We start from the raw sequence: 22,500 nt of genomic DNA on the forward strand, positions 1-22,500 counted from the left end.
GAACTGCGTGTTCGGCAGGCTCAGGTCAGGCGGGTGCCTTCGTGATCGACACCGACTCGACCTTGTCGAAGTCGTGCGAGTCGACCATGTTGATCTCGTCGAACGGATCGTCACCGGCGAGAACCGACTTCACCTTGGCGTCGTCGATCGTCTTGGTCCACGTACCCACCAGCAGCGTGGCGACGGCGTTACCGGAGAAGTTGGTGACCGCGCGGGCCTCCGACATGAACCGGTCGATGCCGACGATGAGTCCCAGGCCGTCGAGCAGCTCGGGACGGTGGCTCTGCAGGCCGCCGGCGAGCGTGGCCAACCCGGCGCCGGAGACACCGGCCGCACCCTTCGAGGCGATGATCATGAACACCAGGAGGCTGATCTGCTCGCCCAGGCTCAAGGGGTTGCCCATCGCCTCGGCGACGAACAGCGACGCCATCGTCAGGTAGATCGCGGTGCCGTCGAGGTTGAACGAGTAGCCGGTCGGGACGACCACGCCGACGGTCGACTTCTGCACGCCGAGGTGCTCCATCTTCGCGATCAGGCGCGGCAGGGCCGACTCCGACGACGATGTCGCGACGATCAGCAGGTACTCCCGCGCCAGGTAGCGGACCAGCTTGAAGATCGAGACGCCGGCGACGAAGCGCAGCATCGTGCCGAGGATCCCGAACACGAACACCAGGCAGGTCAGGTAGAAGGCGACCATCAGCATCAGCAGGTGGGTGACCGCGCTCCAGCCGGTCTGGCCGACGACGTTGGCGATGGCGCCGAACGCGCCGATCGGGGCCAGCCACAGCACCATCGACAGCACCTTGAAGATGACCTTCTGGATGCTGGCGACACCGCGCAGCACAGGCTCACCCTGGGCGCCGAGGGCCTGGATCGCGAAGCCGACGAGCAGGGCCACGAACAGGGTCTGCAGCACGCTGCCCGCGGTCAGCGACGACACGAGGGTGTCGGGGATGATGCCCTGGATGAAGTCGAGCGTGCCGCCGGACTCGTGGGCCTTCTCGGCGAGATCGGCGCCCTTGCCCGCGACCTCGGGGGTGATGTTGAGGCCGTTGCCGGGCTGGATGAGGTTGCCGACCACGAGGCCGATTCCCAGTGCCGCGGTGGACATCCCGAGGAAGTAGGTGAAGGCGAGGCCGCCGACCTTGCCGACCGTGGCGGCCTTGCGGACCGAGCCGATACCCAACACGATCGTGCAGAAGATCACGGGGGAGATCATCATCTTGATCAGATCGATGAACATGGTGCCCAGGACGCCGATCTCCTTGCCGAAGGACGGCGCGAGCAGGCCGACGGCCACACCGGCGACGACGGCGACGATGACCGCGATGTAGAGCCAGTGCGTGCGATCGCGCTTCGGCTTGGTCGCGGTGTCCGCCGGCGGATCGGGGATCGTCGGGGGTCGGTCGTCGGTCGCGGTCATGGAATCCTCCAGGTGGTGATGTCGTCACGGGTGGCGCCCGGAACGGTCTGTGAGGATCATGGACTGTCGATGTGACTGGCGTCACCATTAGTTTCATTACGTTCAGGAGAGGGTGTCGGTGAAACGCTGGATCCCGCGCACTCTCGCTGGTCAGGCGTTCGTCCTGCAGATCGTCGCGATCCTGGTGCTGGTGGTCGTCGCGGGGTCGTTGGCCGCCTACGACGCCCGCCGCGACTCCGAACGCGCGGCCCGCGACCAGGTGGTGGCGATCGCCGTCGCGCTCGCCGACTCGGCCTCGACGGCCGACGCCATCACCTCGGGTTCGGCCACCGCGCGCCTGCAGCCGGTCACCGAGGCGGTGCGCGCCGACACCGATATCGCGTTCATCACGATCATGGCGCCCGACCGCACCCGCTTCACCCACACCGATCCGGCGCGCATCGGCGGGAAGTTCGTCGGCACCATCGCTCCCGCGCTGGCGGGTCGGGTGTTCACCGAGACCTACACCGGCACCCTCGGGCCCTCGATCCGCGCGGTCGCCCCCGTACGGGCCTCCGACGGTCGCATCGTCGGGCTGGTCTCGGCCGGGATCACGCTGTCGGGACTCGCCGATCGCTGGCTCGGGCAGTTGCCCACCATCGCCGTGGTCACGGTGATCGCACTGCTGCTGTCGGTGGCGGGCACCTGGGCGGTGCGCCGCCGCCTGCTGCGACAGACCCGTGGGCTGCGACCCGAGGAGTTGCGCGTGATGTACGAACACCACGACGCGGTGCTGCACGCGGTCCGGGAGGGGCTGATCGTCATCGACGACGGTCATGTCGCCCTCGTCAACGACGAGGCCCGCCGCCTGCTCGATCTCGGCGACGGCCCGGTCGCGATCGCGGATCTCCCCGAATTCGCCCGCAGTGCCGACGAATTGCGCGACGAGCTGTATCTCGCCGGGGATCGGGTGCTGGTCGTGAACCGCTCGATCGTCGATCGCGACGGTCACACCGCCGAATCGACCGAGTCGCCGGCGCCGGCGGGACCGCCGGCCGGCGCGGTGATCACCCTGCGCGACCGGACCGAACTGCAGGGCGCGATGGGGGAACTCGACTCGATGCGACTGTTCGCGGAGTCGCTGCGCAGTCAGGCACACGAATCGGCGAACCGTCTGCACACCGTGGTGGGGCTCGTCGAGATGGGCCGCGGCGACGAAGCGGTGCGGTTCGCGACCACCGAACTCGAACTGTCCCAACACCTCGTCGACCGGTTGACCGCCGCGGTCGCCGAACCCGCGCTCGTCGCACTGCTGCTCGGCAAGAGCGCGCAGGCCAACGAACGCGGGATCGAGTTCACCGTGACCGACGATTCGAGTCTGTCGGAGATCGACACGGTGCTGCGCAGCACCGAACTGGTCACGGTCGTCGGCAATCTGATCGACAATGCACTCGATGCCTGTGATCGCGACGACCCGTGGGTGGAGGTGACCGTGCACGAAGACGCCTCGGGTCTGCTGATCCGCGTCGCCGACAGCGGGCCGGGCATGGACGCCGAGGAGTTCACGCGCGCGCGACGGCGGGGGTACTCGACGAAATCGGTGGCCGAGGGTGCCGTCGATCCCGGACGTGGTCTGGGCCTGGCGCTGGTGTCGCAGACGGTGCAACGCCACGGTGGCAGCATCACCGCCGAGGTCACCTACGGATCGGTCATCACCGTGACGGTGCCGTACATGCGGGATGCGGACGGCGCGGGTCGCGACGAGACGGTCGACGCGTGACGACGCCCGATGGTGCGCAACCGATCTCGGTTCTCATCGTGGAGGACGAGCCGCTGATCGCCCAGGCGCACGAGGAGTACGTCGGCCGCATCCCCGGTTTCGAGGTCGTCGGGATGGCCGGTACCGCGCAGGCCGCCCTGCGGATCGTGGCCGGTCGCGCCGCCGACGGCGAGCCGGTCGACGTCGTGCTCCTCGACATCGGGCTCCCCGACGCCAGCGGCATCGAGTTGGCGTCGGCGCTGTCGGGTCAGCGACCCGAGCCCGACGTCATCGCGATCACCTCCGAGCGTGACCTGTCGGTGGTGCGATCGGCCGTGGCCCACGGCGTGCTGCTCTACCTGCTCAAGCCGTTCACGTTCGCCGCCTTCCGCGACAAACTCGAGCGCTATCGCGAATACCGCGAGGCGCTCCCCGCGGGGACCGACGCGGCGGGGCAGGCCGAGGTCGATCGCGCGATGGCGGTACTGCGAGGATCCGATGAGAAGGCCGCCGCGCCCGCAGGGGCGTCGGCGCACACCACCGAACAGATCGCACGACACATCCGCGACAGCGGCACCGGCCTCACCGCGGGCGAGGTGGCCGCGGCGGCGGGGGTGTCGAGGGTGACGGCGTGGCGGTATCTCGAGCGTCTTGCCGACGACCGGGTGCTCGATCGGACCACCGAATACGGCCGCGCGGGACGCCCGCAGGTGCGCTACACCTGGCCGGTCCGCGGACCTGGCTCGCGAACGCAGTGAAGTCGCTAGCCTGACACCCATGACTCCCTCGGTGGCGATGATCGACCTCAATTCCGGTACATCCATCCCACAACTGGGGCTGGGTGTGTGGCAGGCGGAGAACGACGAGACCGAGCACGCGGTCGCCCACGCGCTCGATTCGGCCGGGTACCGCCACATCGACACCGCCGCCGCCTACGGCAACGAAGAGGGTGTCGGCCGCGGCATCGCGGCGTCCGGGGTGGCGCGCGAGGAGGTGTTCCTCACCACCAAGCTGTGGAACGCCGACCAGGGATACGAGTCGGCGATCGCGGCGTGCGACACCAGCCTGGGCAAGCTCGGCGTCGAGTACGTCGACCTCTATCTCGTGCACTGGCCACTGCTCGACAGTGACCGGATGAAGCGCACCTGGGAGGCGATGGAGGCCATCGCCGAATCGGGCAAGGCGAAGGCCATCGGCGTCTGCAACTTCGAGCCGCATCACCTCGACACGATCTGCGGGCACGGGGAGACGGTGCCCGCGGTCGACCAGGTGGAGCTGCACCCGCATCTGCCGCAGCACGATCTCCGCGCGTTCGCCGTCGACCGCGACATCGCGGTCGAGTCGTGGAGCCCGCTCGGGGGCACCAGCAACTCGGGATGGGGTAAGGCGTCGAAACCCAACACCTTGCTCGACGCCCCGATCCTGGCGGCCATCGGGGAGAAGTACGGCAAGTCGATCGCACAGGTCATCATCCGGTGGCACCTGAGCAACGGGTTGATCGTGATCCCGAAATCGGTCCACGCCGAACGGATCTCGCAGAACATCGACGTGTTCGACTTCGATCTCGACGGCGACGACCTCCTGGAGATCTCGCGGCTGGCCGACCCCAACGGCCGCGTCGGTGCGCATCCCGACGAAATGAACATCGGCGCACCGGAATAGTCTGCGCCCATGTTCTCCAAGGTGTTGGTGGCAAACCGTGGCGAGATCGCGATCCGGGCGTTCCGCGCCGCCTATGAACTCGGGGTGGCGACGGTCGCGGTCTATCCGTTCGAGGACCGCAACTCGGTGCACCGGACGAAGGCCGACGAGTCGTATCAGATCGGCACCGAGGGACACCCGGTGCGGACCTATCTCTCCGTGGAGGAGATCGTCGACGCGGCCCGGCGTACCGGCGCCGACGCGATCTATCCCGGCTACGGATTCCTCTCGGAGAACCCCGATCTCGCCGGCGCGTGCGCGGATGCGGGCATCACCTTCGTGGGTCCCTCGGCCGATGTCCTGGAGCTGACGGGCAACAAGGCGCGGGCGATCGCGGCGGCGAAGGCGGCCGGGTTGCCGGTGCTGTCGTCGTCGGAACCCTCGACCGATGTCGACGAGTTGCTCGCCGCCGCGGAGTCGATGACGTTCCCCGTGTTCGTGAAGGCCGTCGCCGGTGGCGGCGGGCGCGGCATGCGCCGCGTGAGTGAACCGGGGGCATTGCGGGAGGCCATCGAGGCGGCCGCTCGCGAGGCCGAATCGGCGTTCGGCGATGCGACGGTGTTCCTCGAGCAGGCGGTGATCGAGCCCCGCCACATCGAGGTGCAGATCCTCGCCGACACCCAGGGCAACGTGATGCACCTGTTCGAGCGGGACTGTTCGGTGCAACGACGTCACCAGAAGGTCATCGAACTCGCACCGGCGCCGAACATCGATCCCGCTCTGCGCGAACGTATCTGCGCCGATGCCGTCGCGTTCGCGAAACAGATCGACTACTCGTGCGCAGGCACCGTGGAGTTCCTCGTCGACCGCGAGGGTCGGCATGTGTTCATCGAGATGAACCCGCGCATCCAGGTCGAGCACACGGTGACCGAGGAGATCACCGACGTCGATCTCGTGCAGTCGCAGCTGCGGATCGCGGCGGGGGAGTCGTTGGCCGATCTCGGTCTGCGCCAGGAGGACATGGTGATCCGCGGTGCGGCGATGCAGTGCCGCATCACCACCGAGGACCCGGCCAACGGCTTCCGTCCCGACACCGGGCGCATCACCGCCTACCGCACGCCCGGCGGTGCGGGTATCCGCCTCGACGGCGGCACCACCCTGGGCGCCGAGGTCTCGGCCTACTTCGACTCGATGCTGGTGAAGCTGACGTGTCGCGGGCGGACGTTCGAGGGTGCGGTCGCGCGAGCGCAGCGGGCACTGGCGGAGTTCCGGATCCGTGGCGTGTCGACGAACATCCCGTTCCTGCAGAGCGTCCTCGACGACCCGGATTTCCGGGCGGGGAAGGTGACGACATCGTTCATCGAGGAGCGTCCGTCGTTGCTGACCGCGCACGCCTCGAGTGACCGCGGGACGAAGATCCTCACCTACCTCGCCGATGTGACGGTGAACAAGCCACACGGGGAACGACCCTCATCGGTGTATCCGAAGGACAAGCTGCCCGACATCGATCTGTCGGTCCCGCCGCCCCCGGGCAGCAAACAGCGGCTGACCGAATTGGGTCCGGAGGGTTTCACCCGTGCGCTGCGTGAGCAGTCGGCGGTGGCGGTCACCGACACCACCTTCCGTGACGCCCATCAGTCGCTGCTCGCGACGCGGGTGCGCACCACCGGGCTGTTGGGTGTCGCAGGCCATGTCGCGCGGCTCACGCCGGAGCTGTTGTCGATCGAGGCGTGGGGTGGCGCGACCTACGATGTGGCGCTGAGGTTCCTGCACGAGGACCCCTGGGAGCGGTTGGCGGCGCTGCGCGAGGCGGTGCCGAACATCTGCCTGCAGATGCTGCTGCGGGGGCGCAACACCGTGGGCTACACCCCGTACCCCGACACCGTCGCGTCGGCGTTCGTCTCCGAGGCCGCGGCCACCGGGGTCGACATCTTCCGGATCTTCGACGCACTCAACAACATCGAGCAGATGCGTCCGGCCATCGACGCTGTGCGCGAGACCGGCACCGCGGTCGCCGAGGTCGCCATGAGCTACACCGGCGATCTCGCGAATCCGGGCGAAGATCTCTACACCCTCGACTACTACCTGCGCCTGGCCGAACAGGCCGTCGAGGCCGGCGCGCACATCCTGGCGATCAAGGACATGGCCGGCCTGTTGCGGGCACCGGCGGCGACGACGCTGGTGTCGGCGTTGCGATCTCGCTTCGACCTCCCTGTGCACGTACACACCCACGACACCCCCGGCGGACAACTCGCGACCTACCTTGCGGCGTGGCAGGCAGGTGCCGACGCCGTCGACGGCGCGAGTGCCGCGATGGCGGGCACCACCAGCCAGCCCGCGTTGTCGGCGATCGTGGCCGCCGCGGCGCACACCGACCGCGACACCGGGCTGGACCTGGCAGCGGTGTGCGACCTGGAACCGTACTGGGAGGCGCTGCGGAAGGTGTACGCGCCGTTCGAATCCGGGCTGCCGTCACCCACCGGCCGCGTGTACACCCACGAGATCCCCGGTGGGCAGTTGTCGAACCTGCGCCAACAGGCCATCGCACTGGGTCTCGGTGACAAGTTCGAACTCGTCGAATCGGCCTACGCCGACGCCGACCGCCTGCTGGGGCGGGTCATCAAGGTGACGCCGTCGTCGAAGGTGGTCGGCGATCTCGCGCTGCACCTCGTCGGCGCCGGGGTGTCGGTCGACGAGTTCGCCGCCGACCCGGGGCGCTTCGACATTCCCGACTCGGTGATCGGTTTTCTGCGCGGTGAACTCGGCACCCCCGCCGGTGGGTGGCCCGAGCCGTTCCGCACCAGGGCACTCGAGGGCCGCGGCAAGGCCCGCCCGGTGGTGGAACTCTCCGAGCACGACCAGCAACTGCTCGGCGCCGACTCGACCGGACGACGGGCCACACTGAACCGGCTGCTGTTCCCCGGACCGACGTCGGAGTTCCTCGCCCACCGCGAGCAGTACGGCGACACGTCGTCGCTCTCGGCGAACCAGTTCTTCTACGGTCTGCGCCAGGGTGAGGAGCACCGGGTGTCGCTGGAGCGCGGAGTCGAGTTGCTGATCGGTCTCGAGGCCATCTCCGAGCCCGACGAGGCCGGTATGCGCACGGTGATGTGCATCCTCAACGGCCAGTTGCGTCCGGTGTCGGTGCGGGATCGGTCCATCACCGCCGACGTCCCGACACTCGAGAAAGCCGACCGCACCGACCCGTCGCACGTCGCGGCACCGTTCTCGGGCGTGGTGACGCTGGTGGTCGGCGACGGCGACAGCGTCGAGGCCGGCGCCACGATCGCCACCATCGAGGCGATGAAGATGGAGGCCGCCATCACCGCCCCACGCGCCGGCACGGTGACCCGAGTCGCGATCAGTGGGGTCACGCAGGTCGAGGGTGGTGACCTCATCGCCGTCGTCGCGGTCGGAGACCGCACGGAGGTGTGAGGGTCGGCGACCGCACGGAGGTGTGACCCCCTCCGTCAGTTGGGCCGTCGTTTGCGCCAGTTGGGCCGTTGTTCCCGTCAGTTGGGCCGTCGTTCGCACCAGTTGGGCCATCGTTCCCGTCAGTTGGGCACGTGATGACCGCAGTTGGGCAGGTGGCGACCGCAGTTAAGCACCGTGCGGCGATAGGCTGCCCGCATGACCACGCCGACGACGTCGCCACACTTCCCCGACCAGATCCGCAACGCCGTGCGCGCCGGACTCATCTCGACCTCGGTGCTCGGCATCGTGCTCGGCGTCATCGCGCTGGTGTGGCCGGGCCCCACCCTGCTGGTGGTGGCGGTGCTGTTCGGCATCTCGCTGATCCTCACCGGCGCCTACCGGTTGTCGATCGCATTCTCCGCCAGGGGGCTACCGACCGGACTGCGTGTCGTGTTCGGTGTCGTGGGCGCGATCATCCTCATCGCGGGCGTCCTGTGCCTCTTCGACCCGGCCGAGTCGCTCGTGTTGCTCGCCATCGTGATCGGCGTCGGCTGGATCTTCCAGGGCGTGCACGACCTGATGTCGGATCGCGCGGGAACCCACAACGTGCCGCGCTGGGTGCTGGTGCTCTCGGGCATCGTCTCGATCATCGCCGGCATCGTCGTGATCACCCTGCCGGGCCTCGCCATCAGCACGTTCATCACCTTCGGCGCGATACTGCTCATCATCGTCAGCGTCGTTAATCTCCTGACCCTGCCGCGCAAGGTCTGACACAAGGGCCCAGCGGACGCGAACTACGGCCCATTTGGCGGGAACGACGGCCCAACTGCGGTCGTTAGGTGCCCAACTGACGCGAATTGCGGCCCAACTGGCGGGAACGACGGCCCAACTGGCGGGTCAGGGGTGCAGGGCAGCCCACACGCGGGCTGGGTTCATGGGGAGTTCGTACACGCGGACCCCGATGGCGTCGCGGATCGCGTTGGCCAACGCCGGGGCCACCGGGTTGTACGGCGACTCGCTCATCGATTTCGCGCCCGACGGTCCCAGTCGGTCGTGGGTGTCGGCGAAATAGACCTCGGTCTCGGGTGCATCCGACAGTCGCGGGATGTGGTAGTTCCGGAACACGCGCGTGGTCACGACACCGTCGTCGAGGAGCATCTGTTCGAACAGTGCCGAGCCGATCGCCTGTGTCGCACCACCTTCCACCTGACCCCGACACTGCGCGGGGTTGAGAACGACACCGGCGTCGGCGGACTGGATCGACTGCAGGATCCGCACGCGACCCGTGGGCAGGTGCACCGCCACCCGGAAGGCGTGCACGTTGAAGGCGACCGACCGCGGCGTGCCCTCATGCCGACCGACCGCTGACAGGCCACCGGTCACGCGTCCGATCGCGACGGGATCGTCGGCGTCGACGCCGTTCTCGTGACCGGCGGCCACCACCGCGGCCCGGAGATCGACGCATGCGCGCTGCAGTGCGGCACCGGCGACGACCGTGCCCGCCGACCCGAACGCGCCGGTGTCGTAGGCGACGACGTCGGTGTCGCCCTGGCGTACGACGATCGTTCCCGGCGGGACCCCGAGCGCCTCGGCGGCGATCTGGGTGTGCACCGTGGTGGTGCCGTTGCCGAACTCCGCCGTCCCCACCGACACCACGTAGCGTCCGTCGGCGGTGAGTTCGGCACGTACGTCGGCGAAGTGGCCACGCGGTGGGATGGTGGCGATCATCGCCGGCGCCATCCCGCATCCGACACGCCACTCGGGTTCGCCCTCGTACTCACTGCCGTTGCGGGCCGGATCGCCGGCGCCAGCGGCGGCCAGTGCCTGCTGGGCGAGATCCAGGCACTGGTCTAGGCCGTAGCTGCCGAACTCGAGGTCGGACTCCTCGACCTCCCAGCTCACGAAGTCGTCGCCGGGCACCACCACGTTTCGGCGGCGGAAGTCGAACGGATCGATCCTGAGTTCGCGGGCCAGATCGTCGAGCGCGGACTCGATCCCGAAGATCACCTGGCCCAGGCCGTACCCCCGGAAGGCACCGGACGGCAGGTTGTTGGTATACGCGCACCGGGCGTCGACACGTTTCGCGGTGCACCGATAGAGGGCCATCGACTCGCTGCAGCCGTGGAACATCACACCGGGACTGTGATTTCCGTACGCTCCGGCGTCGGAGACGACGTCGATCGCGAGCGCGGTCAGCGTGCCCGACGCATCGGCCGCGGCGGTGACCTCCACCCGCATCGGGTGACGACACGGTGCGATCGTGAACTGATCGGTACGCGACATCTCGTACACCACAGGACGTCCGGTGCGGATCACCGCCAGCAGCACCAGGTCCTCGGTGATGAGTTCCTGCTTCGCGCCGAAGGCACCGCCGATTCGCGGCGCGTACACGCGCACACGGTCGGACGGCAGGCCGAAGATGTGGCACAGCTCGTCGCGGACCAGGAACGGCACCTGCGAGCTGGACCGGATGACGTAGCGGCCGTCGTCGTCGAGACTCCCGACCGCGCCGTGGGTCTCGAGATGGGCGTGTTGCACTCGCGCGGTCTGCCACACGCCGTGCACCACCGCGCCCCCCGACGCCCGGGCCGACTCGACCGCGGCGTCGACGTCACCGACCCCACCGTGGAGTTCGGCGACGAGATTCCGGGTCGGATCGGCGATACGTGACGCGGGGCCGTCCTTGTCGCCGTGGACCGTCGGTGCGCCCTCGGCGAGCGCCTGCACCGGATCGAAGACCGCAGGAAGCTCCTCGTAGGTGACGTCGACGAGATCGATTGCGCGCCGGGCGGTACCGAGATCGTCGGCGACGACGGCGGCGACCCGCTGCCCGACGAACCGCAGCCGGGTGTCGAACACGCGGCTGTCGTCGGGGTCGTCGACGCGTTCTCGGTGCCGAGCGGTGGAGAACGCGACGCCGGGGTCGTCGAGGTGGGTGAGCACGGCGCGCACCCCCGGCAGGGCCAGCGCGCGGGTGGTGTCGATCGCCGTGATCACCGCATGCGGGTACGGACTCCCCAGGACCGCGACGTGGCCTGCGTCGGTGGGGATCTCGTCCATCGTGTAGCGCGCGGTACCGGTGGTGACAGCGGGTCCCGCGGGTGCCGGTGCGGACCGCGGGTCGCGTGTCTCGTCGTCACCGTCCTCGATCGCGGTGCGGATCGGTCGATACCCCGTGCAGCGACAGAGGTTTCCCTTGAGGGAGGAGTCGAGATCGTCGATGTCGGCGGTCTCGAACGCCGACGCGGTCACGATCATGCCTGCGGTGCAGAAGCCGCACTGGAAGCCGGCGGCGGCGACGAACCTCTCCTGCAGGGGATGGGGATCGTCGACGGTGCCGAGTCCGGCGACGGTGGTGATCTCGGCGTCGGTGGCGCGGAAGGCCGGGACGAGGCAGGAGTGCGCGACACGGCCGTCGACGACCACGGAGCACGCACCGCAGTCACCGGAGTCGCACCCCTTCTTCACCTCGACGTTGCCGTGTTCGCGCAGGTAGGTGCGCAGACACTGTCCGGGACGTGGGGTGTCGTCTATGTGGATCCCGTTCACCCTCATGCGATCACGTCTCGTACGGCCTGGGCGACGAGGTACTCGACGACCGCAACGCGCCATGTCGCCGTGCCGTGGGCATCGGTGTGGAAGTGCTCCGTCGGGATGCGTTCGAGCACGGTGCGTGCCACCCGATCGGGATCGGTGGAGGCGACAGTGACCACCTCGGGGACGATCGTGGCAGCGGTGACCGTCACGACGACCGTCTCCCCGTCGGTGCGGGCCACCACCACCGCCCCGCTGCGCCCGAGGTGGGCGTAGGAGGCCTTCCGTAGCGACACTCGCTGCGTGAGGGTCTCCGCGGGTAGATGGATCGAGCGCAGGACATCCCCCACGCCGAGGGAGTTCTCCGCGTTGCCGACCACGACCTCGGTCGTCGTGAGCAGGTCGTCGGTGCCGTCGGCACGCCACACGAGCAGGCGCGCGTCGAGGGCGGCGCACATCGCGGTCATCGCACCGGCGGGCAGTGCGAGGCACACGTTCCCGCCCACGGTGGCCGAGTACCAGATCTTGTACGACGCGAGCAGCGCACGCGCCGAGGCCTCGAACAGTGGTGTGGCGGTCCATGTCCGGGGGAGATCGGCGTGGGCGAGGGTGTCGATGGTGCAGGTCGCCGCGATCTCGAGACCCTCATCCCGGGCGATGAGGTCGGGCCAGTTCAGCACGGTCAGGTCGATCAGCCGCGTCATCCCCGGATTCGGTTCGCTCATCAGCGAGGTCCCGCCGGCGAGGACGCCGTCGCTCTCGACGATCCCGGCGAGGTCGGCGCGTGTGCGGGGCGCGACGACCTCGGTCACCCAGTGCTGGTCCATCAGCCCGTCACCGATCAGCCCTGGCCAGAAGCTGTCGGTGCGCCACCGCCACATCGCGGGCGACCGCATCGGCGTCGACGGTGACGCAGTTCCCGCCGTCGACGACGACCCGTCCATCGACCCAGGACCGGCGGATCGGCGGCTGTGCACCGAGCACGAGGGCCGCGACGGGGTCGTCGATCCCGCTGTGCGCCAGGGTGGTCAGGTCCCACAGCACCAGATCGGCCAGCTTGCCGACCTCGATCGACCCGACGTCTGCGTCGCGTCCGAGCACCCGCGCCCCGCCCATGGTGGCCAGGCGTAGTGACTGGCGGGTGGTGAGTGCGGTGGGTCCACCGGTGGCCCGGGCCATCATCACCGCCATGTGGGCCTCCTCGAGCATCCGACACGACTCGTTCGACGCCGCACCGTCCACACCGAGCCCCACGGGCACACCGGCCGCCAGGAGGTCGCGTGTGCGGGCGACACCGGCGCCGAGCCGCGCGTTCGAGGTGGGGCAGTGTGCGATCGCCGTCCCGGTACGGGCGAGGTCGGCGATCGCGTCGTCGGTGAAGTGCACCCCGTGGGCGAACCACACGTCGTCGCCCAGCCAACCCAGCTCACCCATGTACTGCAGCGGTGTGCAGCCGAAACGCTCGGCGCAGAAGGTGGTCTCGTCGTCGGTCTCGGCGAGATGGGTGTGCAGGCGTACCCCCAGCTCGCGCGCGAGTGCCGCCGAGGCCACGAGCAGATCCGACGTCACGGAGAACGGCGAGCAGGGCGCGAGGCCGATGCGCAGCATCGATCCCGGGGACGGGTCGTGCCAGCGCGAAACGGCATCCGCGCTCGCGGTGAGGATCTCGTCGATCGACTCGACCACCTCGTCGGGCGGGAGTCCGCCGTCGCGCCGACCGAGATCCATCGACCCCCGCGTGGGATGGAAGCGCAGCCCCACCTCGGCCGACGCCTCGATCTCGGCCGCGAGGAGGTCCCCGGCGCCGGTCGGGAACACGTAATGATGGTCGGTGGAGGTGGTGCACCCCGAGGATGCGAGGACCCCCAATGCGCCACGTGCGGCGGCGTTCACGCCCGCGGCATCGATACCGGCCCACACCGGATACAGCGTGGTGAGCCATTCGAACAGTGTGTGATCGGCGGCCAGACCCCGGGTGATCCACTGATAGAGGTGGTGGTGGGTGTTCACCAGGCCGGGGGTGAGCACGCAGCCGCGGCCGTCGACGTGCACGGCGTCGGGCCACGTCGTCGCGTCGACCTGACCGCTGTCGCCGACGGCCACGATCCGGTTGTCGCGCAGCACCACCGTCGCGTCGGTCCACTCGCGATCCGCGGCGTCCATCGTCACCACGTGGGCGTGGGAGATGACGGTCGGAGCACCGGACGGGTCCATCTGCTCACCGTACTTCCGATGCGTTCTCGGGGCAGGATGGATACTCATGCGAACCGAACCCGGCGTGATCCACCGGGCGCACCTGTTCCACATCGGCGGTGCGCCGACGATCGAGGCCGCGCGCGAGCACCTCGTGTCCGTGCCCGACGGCGCACTCGCGGTCGGGGCCGACGGGCGCATCGTGTACTCGGGTGGCTTCGCCGATCTGCCTGAGCCGCAACGGCAGTGGCGAATCGTCGATCACCGCGGCGGCTTCATCGTGCCGGGTTTCGTCGACACCCACATCCACTTCCCGCAGACCTACGCCACCGACGCATACGGAGGCGGCCAACTGCTCGAGTGGCTGGAGAACTGCATCTTCCCGGCCGAGGCCCGCTATCGGGATCCGGTATACGCCGAGCGCGCAGCCGGTGACTTCTGCCGTCGTCGGATCGCCGCGGGGACGACGGCGGCGATGGTGTTCGGATCGGCATTCCCCGCCGCGCAGGAGGCGTTGTTCACCGAGACCGAGCGGGTCGGTCTGCGCATGGTGTCGGGGAGGGGGATCCAGACGGTGGGGAGTGCCGCGGCCGCCGATCTCGTCACCGACATCGACACAGCCATCGAACTCAGTGTCGGGGAGATCGACCGCTGGCACGGTCGTGATCTGGTGGATGTGGCTCTGATTCCACGGTTCTCGCTGTCGGTCACACCCGACACCTTCGTGGCGCTCGGTGAGCTCTACGACGACGTCCGCGACCGCGGCGTCTACTTCCACTCGCACCTCAACGAGAACGCCCGCCCCGGCACCGGCGAGGTCGACGCCACCAAGGCCGCCTACGGCACCGACAGCTACCTCGACACCTACGACGGCCGGTTCCTGCCGGGTTCGGCCCGCGGGGGTTCGTCGTTGCTCGGACGCCGCAGCATCCTCGCGCACGCCGTGCACTGCACCGACACCGAACTGGCACGCATGGCCCAGACCGGGACCTCGATCGCGCACTGCCCCACCTCGCAACTGTTCCTGGGGTCGGGCACGATGCCGTGGCGTCGCACCATCGCGGCGGGGGTGACGGTCGCGCTCGGCACCGACATCGGCGCAGGCGACGAATGGCTGATCCCTCAGGTGGCGTCGGACTGTTTCGGGGTCCACATGTCGGAGCCGGGGGACGCGGGGGTGTCGTTGCACCCTGCCGAGCTGCTGTTCAGCGCGACCCTGGCGGGGGCGCGGGCGCTCGACCGCGAGGACACCTTCGGCAACCTCGACGCCGGCAAGGACGCCGACTTCGTTGTCATCGACCCGCAGCGGTGGGAGCCCCTGGCGTTGTCGCTCGAGCACGGGATCCGCGCCGACGACACCGAGATCGCTACCGCGCAAACGCTGTTCGCCCTGATGATGGGTGTTCGCGAACCGGCGATCTCCGAGGTGTACGTCCGCGGCCGCCGCGTCGTCGCCTGAGGTGCCCGACTGCGGTGGTCACGTGCCCAACTGGCGGGAACGATGGCCCAACTGGCGGAAACGACGGCCCAACTGGCGGGAACGACGGCCCAACTGGCGGGGTGGGGTCAGGCAGTGTGGGGGCGGCGGGGGAGTCGAGCTCAGGCGAGCCAGCCGCGCTGCATGGTCCAGGCGGGTCCGGCGTCGGGGGCGTCGTCGCGGATCACCGACGCCTGGATGAGGCCATAGGGGCGGTCGTCGGCGTGGAACACCTCGTTGTGGTTCTCGATGCCGAAACGCCCCAGGTCGTAGACGAAGTGGTGCTTGTTCGGCGCCGACAGGCGCACCTCGGCGACCTCCGGGTGCGCTTCGAGGACAGCGGTCCCCATGGCGTACAGCGTCTGCTGCAGCGCCAGGGACTGCAGGTTCGCGAACGCCGCGACCATCAGCTGTTTCACGTCGTCGTACACCGCGTCCCAGTCGACATCGGTGGTGGTGAACCGCCACTTGGCGACGAGCGACGTCGCCATCACGCGGTCGGTGGTCGGTTCGAGGATCGTGTAGCGATCGGTGGGGAAGCCGTGGAACTCCGACCCGGTCGATTTGAGGATCGTGAGGTCTTTCAGACCGCCGATCACCCACGTCCGCTGATCGGATCCCTTGCCCTCCAGGGTGATGTCGGCGGTGCGCACCTCTGTTCCGCTGCGCACCCAGGTGTGGTCGTGCTCGGCGCCGTCGACGGTCGCGCGATCCCAGCCGTACCGTTCGACCTCGATCCGGGCACCATGCACCGGGTCGTTCTCGTCGACGAAGTGGCGGCCGAGATCGAGTGCGTACTGCTCGATCGTCGCGATGCCCTTCTCCTTGGCGAAGGCGTAGCAGGTCTGTTTCTGGGTGTCGGTGGGCAGCACCGAGCCCTGGTCGCCGACGGTATGTGCGGCGGTGAAATCCCCACGCAGGGCGGTGCCCACGTTGATGTCGACGATCTCGTGGCGCGGTGTGTCGCGATAGATCCGCACCACACGGTTCTCGGCCTTCCCGTACTGGTTCTCGCCCAGGCGGATTCCCATGGTGTCCCTCTCAGCTGCCGCGGTAGGTCGAATATGCGTACGGGCTCACCAGCACCGGCACGTGGTGATGCCGGGCGGTGTCGGCGATGGTGAAGCAGATGACGATCTCGGGGTAGAAGCCGTCGACCCCCTCGGCGGCGAACCACGCGCCGGTGTCGAACGCGATCCGGTACACACCGGCGTCGAGGTCGTCGGCGAGGGTGGCGATGCGTCCGTCGGAATCGGTGACGCCCGAGGCGATCTCGTTCCCTTCGGCATCGGTGAGGGTCACCGCGACACCCGCTGCGGGCAGGCCGCGGACCGCGTCGAGGACGTGGGTGCTCAGCGTGCTCACGACAGGCTGCTCTCCGACACCGGGCTCAGCATCCTCGTCAGTCGACTCCGGTTGATCTTGGCGAGTTCCCCGCGCATCACGCGTCGTTCGGTCTCGGGATCGTTGCACAGTCGCTGCCGCAGGATGTCGAGCAGTACCTCGGCCGGACGGCCGTCGGCGAACACGAGATAGACGTGACCGAAACGGTTCTCGTACTCGGCGTTGGATGCACGAAGGTCCTCGAGAACGTCGGCGTCGGCACCGACGACCCCGGACTGCTCGCGGGTCGACGCCACACTCGTCGACCGCTCACCGATACGCGGATGGCCCTCGAGGGCCTCGTCGAGGTCGGTGTCGGTGAGTTCGGCGAGGATGAGGTCGGCCTCGTCGAGGAGGCTCTCGGCATCCGGGAACGGACGGGCGGCCGCCACCCGGATCGCCCAGATGCGCGACGAGCAGCACTCGTAGAGCGAGTGCACCGCCTGTGCCTGTGTGAGCTCGTTGAAGCTGTCGATCCCACGCCAGTTGGGTCGACGCATCCTCAGCGCACCAGTTCGTCGAACCGACTGAACCGGGCGGTGGCGATGGGGTTGGCGTCGGCCACGAGGTCGTCGAAGCGACGGTTGGCGATCTTCGCGATCTCGATCAGCGCGAAGGCGCGTTCGCCGGCCGGCGAGTTGTCCATGCGTGTCCATCCGTTCCGCAGCACCCTCTCGTACCGTTCGGCCTCGCGGGCGAAGATGACGAGCGGGAAGCCGAACTGCTCACGATAGGCGCCTGCCAGCGCGACCACGTCCGCGTGGTCGGATTCGTCGAGATGCGACAGCCCCGTGTGGTCGACGGCCATCGGATCGCCCGACTCGTCCTCGGCACCGAGATCGGGGAACGCGTTGATGAGCGCCAACTGCTCGTCGTCGCTGCCGGTCAGCATGGCCTCCTGGAACGAGGCGCGCAGTTCGTTGACCGTCTCGAACGGACGCTGTGCGTAGGCGCGGTCGACCACCCAGCCCGCCCCCTGGACCACCCCGCCGAACGTCGACCGGAACTGTTCGATGGTCATCTCGTTGACCTCGGCCAGGCGGATCGATCCGCGTCCGGCGACGGCGGGACCACGACTGCCGGTGTGGAAGAACAGGAGATTGAGCAGGATCGCGGTGATCGCACCCATGGTGATGCCCGTGCTGAACGGGATCTGCAGCAGACCGGGCACCGCCTCGTCGACACCGGGCAGGGCGGGCACGTTGACCACCTCGCCCTTCTCGAGCACCGTCGCCGGCGCCGCGGCCTGCGAGAACTGGACGTAGAGGCCCATGGCGACCGAGGTGCTCGCGATGATGAGGTTGCGGTGGTCGGTGAAGTCGACGGTAGTCAGCGTCTGGATGCCGACGATCGCCACCGTCGCGAACATGATCAGCGCCGCACCACCGAGGACCGGCGACGGGATCGACTCGACGATCTTGGCCGTCTTGGGCAGCACGCCGAGCACGATCATGATGCCGCCCGCGGCGGCGACCACCCAGCGACTCTTCACCCCGGTCAGTCGTACCAGTCCGACGTTCTCCGAGAACGCGGTGTAGGGGAACGAGTTGAACGAGCCGCCGATGATGGTGGCCAGACCGTCGGCGCGCACGGTCGCGGCGATGTCCTCCTTGCGGATCCGCTTGCCGACGATCTCGCCGGTCGCGAAGACCGAGCCCGTCGACTCGACGGCCACCACAAGCAGCACCACGATCATCGAGACGATCGCGATCACATCGAACCGCGGCCAGCCGAAGGCGAACGGGTTGGTGAAGCCGATCCAACTCGCCTCGCCGACCTTGTCGAAGTTCGTGTCGCCCACACCCCACGCGATGACGGTGCCCACGCCGAGGCCCAGCAGGATCGAGATCGTCGCCCAGAACCCGCGGAAGAACCGCTGCATCAGCACGATGATCACGATGGTGCCGATCGCATAGAGCAGCCACCGACCGTTGCCGGGGTCGGGGTTGTGGCTCGCCGGGTCGCGCGTGGCGTCGCCGGCGCCGACCGGGATGAGGCAGATGCCGATGATGGTGATGAGCGTCCCGGTCACCACCGGCGGGAAGAAGCGGATGAGTCGGGCGAAGAACGGCGCGATGAGGAACGTGAAGACGCCTGCCGAGATCACCGCGCCGTAGACGGTGAGCAGTCCGACTCGACCGCCGCCGTTGTCGTTGGCGATCTTGATGACCGGTGCGAGGGTCGCGAAGGTGATGCCCTGCAACAGTGGGAGCCGGACGCCGATCTTCCAGATCCCGACCGCCTGCAGCAGCGACGCGATGCCGCAGGTGAAGAGGTCGGCGGTGATCAGCATGGTGAGTGCCTCGCCGTCGAGATCGATCGCGTTGGCGATCAGCAGCGGCACCAGCACGGCGCCCGCGTAGAACGCGATGACGTGCTGCAGTCCGAGGGTGAACAGTTTGCCCGCGGGGGGCACCTGATCGACCGGGTGCACGCGTTTGTTGCGTGTGGCCGTCTTCGTGTCGGCACCGGATCTGCTCATGGCCGCACCTCCCGATCTCGTGACGCACCCCTGACGTCACCGTGGCTGAGGATCAGGATGGACCGAACACCGCGGTCGCGCGCGGTGGGCGGCACAATGGGTCGGCATGACGACCCGCGTGTTAACTCGCCGCGGGCCTTCTCCACGACCGTCGGTGCCGCACTGCCGGCGATGCCGCGCGGAGGCGTCGTGACCGCACACGAGGGTCGTCGTCTTGACGGGCGACGGGTCGTCGGTGTGGTGCTCGCCGCCGGCGGCGGCGCGCGCTTCGGCGGCCCGAAAGTGCTTGCTGCCCAGGGGCGATGGCTTGAAGGCGCAGTCGACGCGCTGGTCGGCGGGGGCTGCGATCGCGTGGTGGTGACCCTGGGTGCGGCGGTGGTCGACGTGCCGAGCCCGGCCGTGCCCGTGGTGGTCGACGACTGGGCCGACGGGTTGTCGGCGTCGGTGCGCGCGGGGCTCGACGCCGCCGTCGCCGAGGGTGCGCACGCCGGCGTGGTGTTACTCGTTGTTGACACCCCGGACACACGGGCCGACCACGTGCAGCGCGTGCTCGCCGCCTCGCGACGCGATCCGGGGGCGCTGGCGCGGGCGGTGTTCGGCGGGCGGCCCGGCCACCCCGTCTACCTCGGCGCGCACCATCTGGCGTCGGTGCGCGCCTCCCTCGCCGGCGACCGGGGCGCCGGCGCATTCCTCGCCGCTCGCGGTGATGTCGTCGACGTCGAATGTGGAGATCTCTCCGATGGGCGCGACGTCGATCGGTGATCGATCACCTGTCGTCGCATCACGAAGCGGGAATCCGCACCGCGGCTCACTGAATCGCGCGGCATCGATTCTGCAATTACATTCCAGTCTGTAATGAATTGTGTAACGGTTTGTGTAACGAAAATTTGGGTTGAGCAAAAGATCAACAATGGCCTCAACCGTTCAGTTGTATTGCGGTCCGAGGACTCTGGAGATGGGCCGACAAGCATTGTCGAATGCGGTCGAACGGTGGCCGCGTAAGCGATCGCGGACTCGTGCTCGACCACCGGGAAGGCCGTCGATGTCGGGTTTCACTGCAGTTCAGCGCGCTGACCAGTGCTGGACGACCCGCACGGATCACACCCGGGTAATTCATGGAACTCTGGGCGAATTTCGCCATTGTTTGCCGACTTATGGAATTTGTGGTTACGATTCTCCACAGCGAGCGTTATCGAGTCGAAATAGCGGCAGCACGATCGCAGGCGCGGCTCTTCACGCACGCTGACCCACCTTTTCCAACGGTTCACGGGGCAACCGTTCGGCTCACTCGTTCATGACGAGATGTCGAGGGTTCTTCCGATGATCCGTGCGCTTTTTATCACCTGAACAACGCACCGGGGGGAATCCGGACGCGGCGATCAGCCCTGTCCGACGTCGATGAACGGAGAACACAGTGCGACGTCGAATTCTCTCCTCGGTCCGGATGTCCCGGCTGGAACTCACGGTTCTGGTCGTGCTCGCCGCCATGGTGTGCGCCTTCACCTCGGTGGCGTTCCTCGCGAAATCGGAGACCCACTACTCGAGCATCGAGGTCGCGGCCATCAAGCAGGTGTCGACCACGGTCGGCATCTCCGACTCCGACCTGTACCTCGTGGCGCAGGATCCCGCCAAGGTCGCGAAATCCCTCGACCAGATGAAAGCGCTGGGCGTCAACGACGTTCGCATCGTCATCCCCTGGGGAACGACCGAGACCTCGGACGGGCAGTACAACTGGTCGTCCATCGACAACATGGTCAACGCCGCCAGGGCTCGGGGCATGACCATCCTCGGTGTCGTCACGACCACGCCCGCGTGGGCCCGGCCGACGACCTGGTTCGGTGACTACTACGCGCCGCCGGCCAACATCTCCGACTACGGCGACTTCATGTCGGTGCTCGCCAAGCGCTACTCCGGCCAGGTCGCGTCCTACGAGGTGTGGAACGAGCCGAACGCCGGGTCCGCCTTCGGACCCAAGCCGAATGCGGCGCTGTACACACAGATGCTCAAGGCCGGCTACACCGCGGTCAAGGCCGCCGACAAGAACGCGTCCGTGATCGGTGGCGTCGTCGGTTCGGTGATCTCGTGGGGCGACTTCACGCTCAACCCGGTCGATTTCGTCACGCAGATGTACGCCGCGGGTGCCGCGGGCTACTTCGACGCCCTGTCGTTCCACCCCTACCAGTACACGACCCCGTTCTCCCAGGGTGCGAACCTCTGGCAGTCGCCGCTCAACCAGCTCGACGCCATCCGCGCACTCATGGTCGGCAACGGTGATGCGGCGAAGAAGATCTGGGCGACCGAGTACGGCCTGCCCACCGGCACCATCAACCCGAGCATGCCGGTCGCCGAGGCCCAGCAGGCCAGCTACATCAAGGACTTCCTCGACGCCTGGAACTCGCTGTCGTACGCAGGCAAGGCCTACCTCTACACCACCGTCGACCGGTCGTCGTCGAACACCACCGACGGTGAGGCGACCTTCGGCCTCTACCGCGACGACTGGACCCTGAAGCCCGCCGCCCAGGTCGTGAAGGACTGGATCGCCGCGCACCCGACCACGCCTCCGGTCGTCACGCCCCCGGTGGTCACGCCGCCGGCGAACCCGGTCGACGCCCTCGCGGCCGCGCTGAGTGCCGCACTGCAGCAGTGGCTGCAGGCGCTCGCAGCGGCTTTCGCCGCCGCGTTCGCGCCGCCGACCGCGACCGTGGCCGCAGCACCGGCGACCACCGTGGCCGCCGCCTCGGCCAACACGGTGGCGATCGCCTCCACGACGACGCCGACCACGACCGCGACGTCCTCGTCGAGCACCCCGTCGTCGTCGACCGCACCGGCGGGTACCACCCCGTCGAGCACGACCGTTGCGGTCAGCCCCTCGACCGTGGCGACCACGGCGCAGAAGGCAGCGGTGTCGCCGACCACCACGGCGACCACGACGTCGGCGCCTCCGGCCACCTCGTCGAAGAACCCCGCACCGTCGACCACGTCGTCGGTCACCGGGACGACGACCACGGCCCCGGCGACCACGCCTTCGACGACCACGCCCTCGACGAGCGCGACGTCGACGGCACCGAAGTCGACGGCCACGACGACGCCCTCGTCGACCTCCGGAAAGGTGGCCACCACGACCCCCGCGCCGTGACCGACGCCGCGTCCTGAGGCGACGCTGTCGCCTGATCGACCGCTTTCACGACCCGGGCCTGCTCATACGTACGTGAGCA

The 22,500-nt window shown here is 68.4% G+C and carries 16 protein-coding genes; 8 read left to right on the forward strand and 8 right to left on the reverse strand.

The annotated features are described in order from the left end of the window. Positions 1–25 precede the first annotated feature (25 nt). Positions 26–1,423, reverse strand: a complete 1,398-nt coding sequence (locus ACLBW1_RS04075) for a cation:dicarboxylate symporter family transporter (RefSeq protein ID WP_447810234.1) — start codon at positions 1,421–1,423, stop codon at positions 26–28. Positions 1,424–1,541: 118 nt separating this feature from the next. On the opposite strand from ACLBW1_RS04075, the gene ACLBW1_RS04080 reads away from it, so the two are divergent. The 5 genes from ACLBW1_RS04080 to ACLBW1_RS04100 all read left to right on the forward strand — a co-directional run bounded on the left by ACLBW1_RS04080 (position 1,542) and on the right by ACLBW1_RS04100 (position 8,987). Continuing rightward, positions 1,542–3,182, forward strand: coding sequence for a sensor histidine kinase (locus ACLBW1_RS04080; RefSeq protein WP_447810235.1), 1,641 nt, complete (start codon positions 1,542–1,544; stop codon positions 3,180–3,182). After that, positions 3,179–3,919, forward strand: coding sequence for a response regulator (locus tag ACLBW1_RS04085; protein WP_447810237.1), 741 nt, complete (start codon positions 3,179–3,181; stop codon positions 3,917–3,919). Before ACLBW1_RS04080 ends, ACLBW1_RS04085 begins: the two co-directional genes overlap by 4 nt. 19 nt (positions 3,920–3,938) lie before the next feature. After that, a complete protein-coding gene (locus ACLBW1_RS04090; RefSeq protein WP_447810238.1) occupies positions 3,939–4,823 on the forward strand; it encodes an aldo/keto reductase in 885 nt (294 codons plus the stop codon). Positions 4,824–4,832: 9 nt separating this feature from the next. Next, a complete protein-coding gene (locus tag ACLBW1_RS04095) occupies positions 4,833–8,237 on the forward strand; it encodes a pyruvate carboxylase (protein ID WP_447810239.1) in 3,405 nt (1,134 codons plus the stop codon). Positions 8,238–8,432: 195 nt separating this feature from the next. Then, the gene (locus ACLBW1_RS04100; protein WP_447810241.1) at positions 8,433–8,987 is read left to right on the forward strand and encodes an HdeD family acid-resistance protein; all 555 of its coding nucleotides are present in this window, start codon (positions 8,433–8,435) and stop codon (positions 8,985–8,987) included. Positions 8,988–9,113: 126 nt separating this feature from the next. Here ACLBW1_RS04100 and ACLBW1_RS04105 read toward each other — a convergent pair whose 3' ends face one another. From ACLBW1_RS04105 to ACLBW1_RS04115, 3 genes are read right to left on the reverse strand one after another with little or no spacing between them, the layout of a single operon-like run. Beyond that, positions 9,114–11,771 carry a molybdopterin-dependent oxidoreductase gene (locus ACLBW1_RS04105; RefSeq protein ID WP_447810243.1) on the reverse strand — a complete coding sequence of 886 codons (2,658 nt, stop codon included), beginning with the start codon at positions 11,769–11,771 and terminating at the stop codon, positions 9,114–9,116. Then, complete coding sequence (locus tag ACLBW1_RS04110) at positions 11,768–12,577, reverse strand: FAD binding domain-containing protein (RefSeq protein ID WP_447811136.1); 810 nt, start codon at positions 12,575–12,577, stop codon at positions 11,768–11,770. Before ACLBW1_RS04110 ends, ACLBW1_RS04105 begins: the two co-directional genes overlap by 4 nt. Before the next feature lie 7 nt (positions 12,578–12,584). Continuing rightward, positions 12,585–13,964, reverse strand: a complete 1,380-nt coding sequence (locus ACLBW1_RS04115; protein WP_447810245.1) for an 8-oxoguanine deaminase — start codon at positions 13,962–13,964, stop codon at positions 12,585–12,587. A 67-nt stretch (positions 13,965–14,031) separates the two neighbouring features. On the opposite strand from ACLBW1_RS04115, the gene ACLBW1_RS04120 reads away from it, so the two are divergent. Next, entirely contained in the window at positions 14,032–15,402 is a 1,371-nt protein-coding gene (locus tag ACLBW1_RS04120) for a guanine deaminase (RefSeq protein ID WP_447811137.1), read from the forward strand. 140 nt (positions 15,403–15,542) lie between these two features. Here the strand turns inward: ACLBW1_RS04120 and pucL are convergent, their stop codons facing one another. From pucL to ACLBW1_RS04140, 4 genes are read right to left on the reverse strand one after another with little or no spacing between them, the layout of a single operon-like run. Further along, on the reverse strand, positions 15,543–16,451 hold the full coding sequence (gene pucL / locus ACLBW1_RS04125) for a factor-independent urate hydroxylase (RefSeq protein ID WP_447810246.1): 909 nt from the start codon (positions 16,449–16,451) through the stop codon (positions 15,543–15,545). 10 nt (positions 16,452–16,461) lie between these two features. Continuing rightward, positions 16,462–16,785, reverse strand: coding sequence for a hydroxyisourate hydrolase (gene uraH, locus ACLBW1_RS04130; protein ID WP_447810247.1), 324 nt, complete (start codon positions 16,783–16,785; stop codon positions 16,462–16,464). Then, positions 16,782–17,303 (reverse strand): 2-oxo-4-hydroxy-4-carboxy-5-ureidoimidazoline decarboxylase, encoded by a 522-nt coding sequence (gene uraD / locus ACLBW1_RS04135; RefSeq protein WP_447810248.1) that lies wholly within the window; start codon positions 17,301–17,303, stop codon positions 16,782–16,784. The genes uraH and uraD overlap by 4 nt, the downstream gene beginning before the upstream one ends. A 2-nt stretch (positions 17,304–17,305) precedes the next feature. Beyond that, positions 17,306–19,285 carry a solute carrier family 23 protein gene (locus ACLBW1_RS04140; protein ID WP_447810249.1) on the reverse strand — a complete coding sequence of 660 codons (1,980 nt, stop codon included), beginning with the start codon at positions 19,283–19,285 and terminating at the stop codon, positions 17,306–17,308. A gap of 171 nt (positions 19,286–19,456) precedes the next feature. On the opposite strand from ACLBW1_RS04140, the gene ACLBW1_RS04145 reads away from it, so the two are divergent. Next, positions 19,457–20,047 (forward strand): nucleotidyltransferase family protein, encoded by a 591-nt coding sequence (locus ACLBW1_RS04145; RefSeq protein ID WP_447811138.1) that lies wholly within the window; start codon positions 19,457–19,459, stop codon positions 20,045–20,047. Between the two features lie 652 nt (positions 20,048–20,699). Beyond that, positions 20,700–22,421: a cellulase family glycosylhydrolase gene (locus ACLBW1_RS04150; RefSeq protein ID WP_447810251.1), complete on the forward strand. Its 1,722-nt coding sequence runs from the start codon at positions 20,700–20,702 to the stop codon at positions 22,419–22,421. The last annotated feature ends 79 nt before the right edge of the window (positions 22,422–22,500 follow it).

It is taken from the genome of Williamsia sp. M5A3_1d, assembly GCF_053345315.1.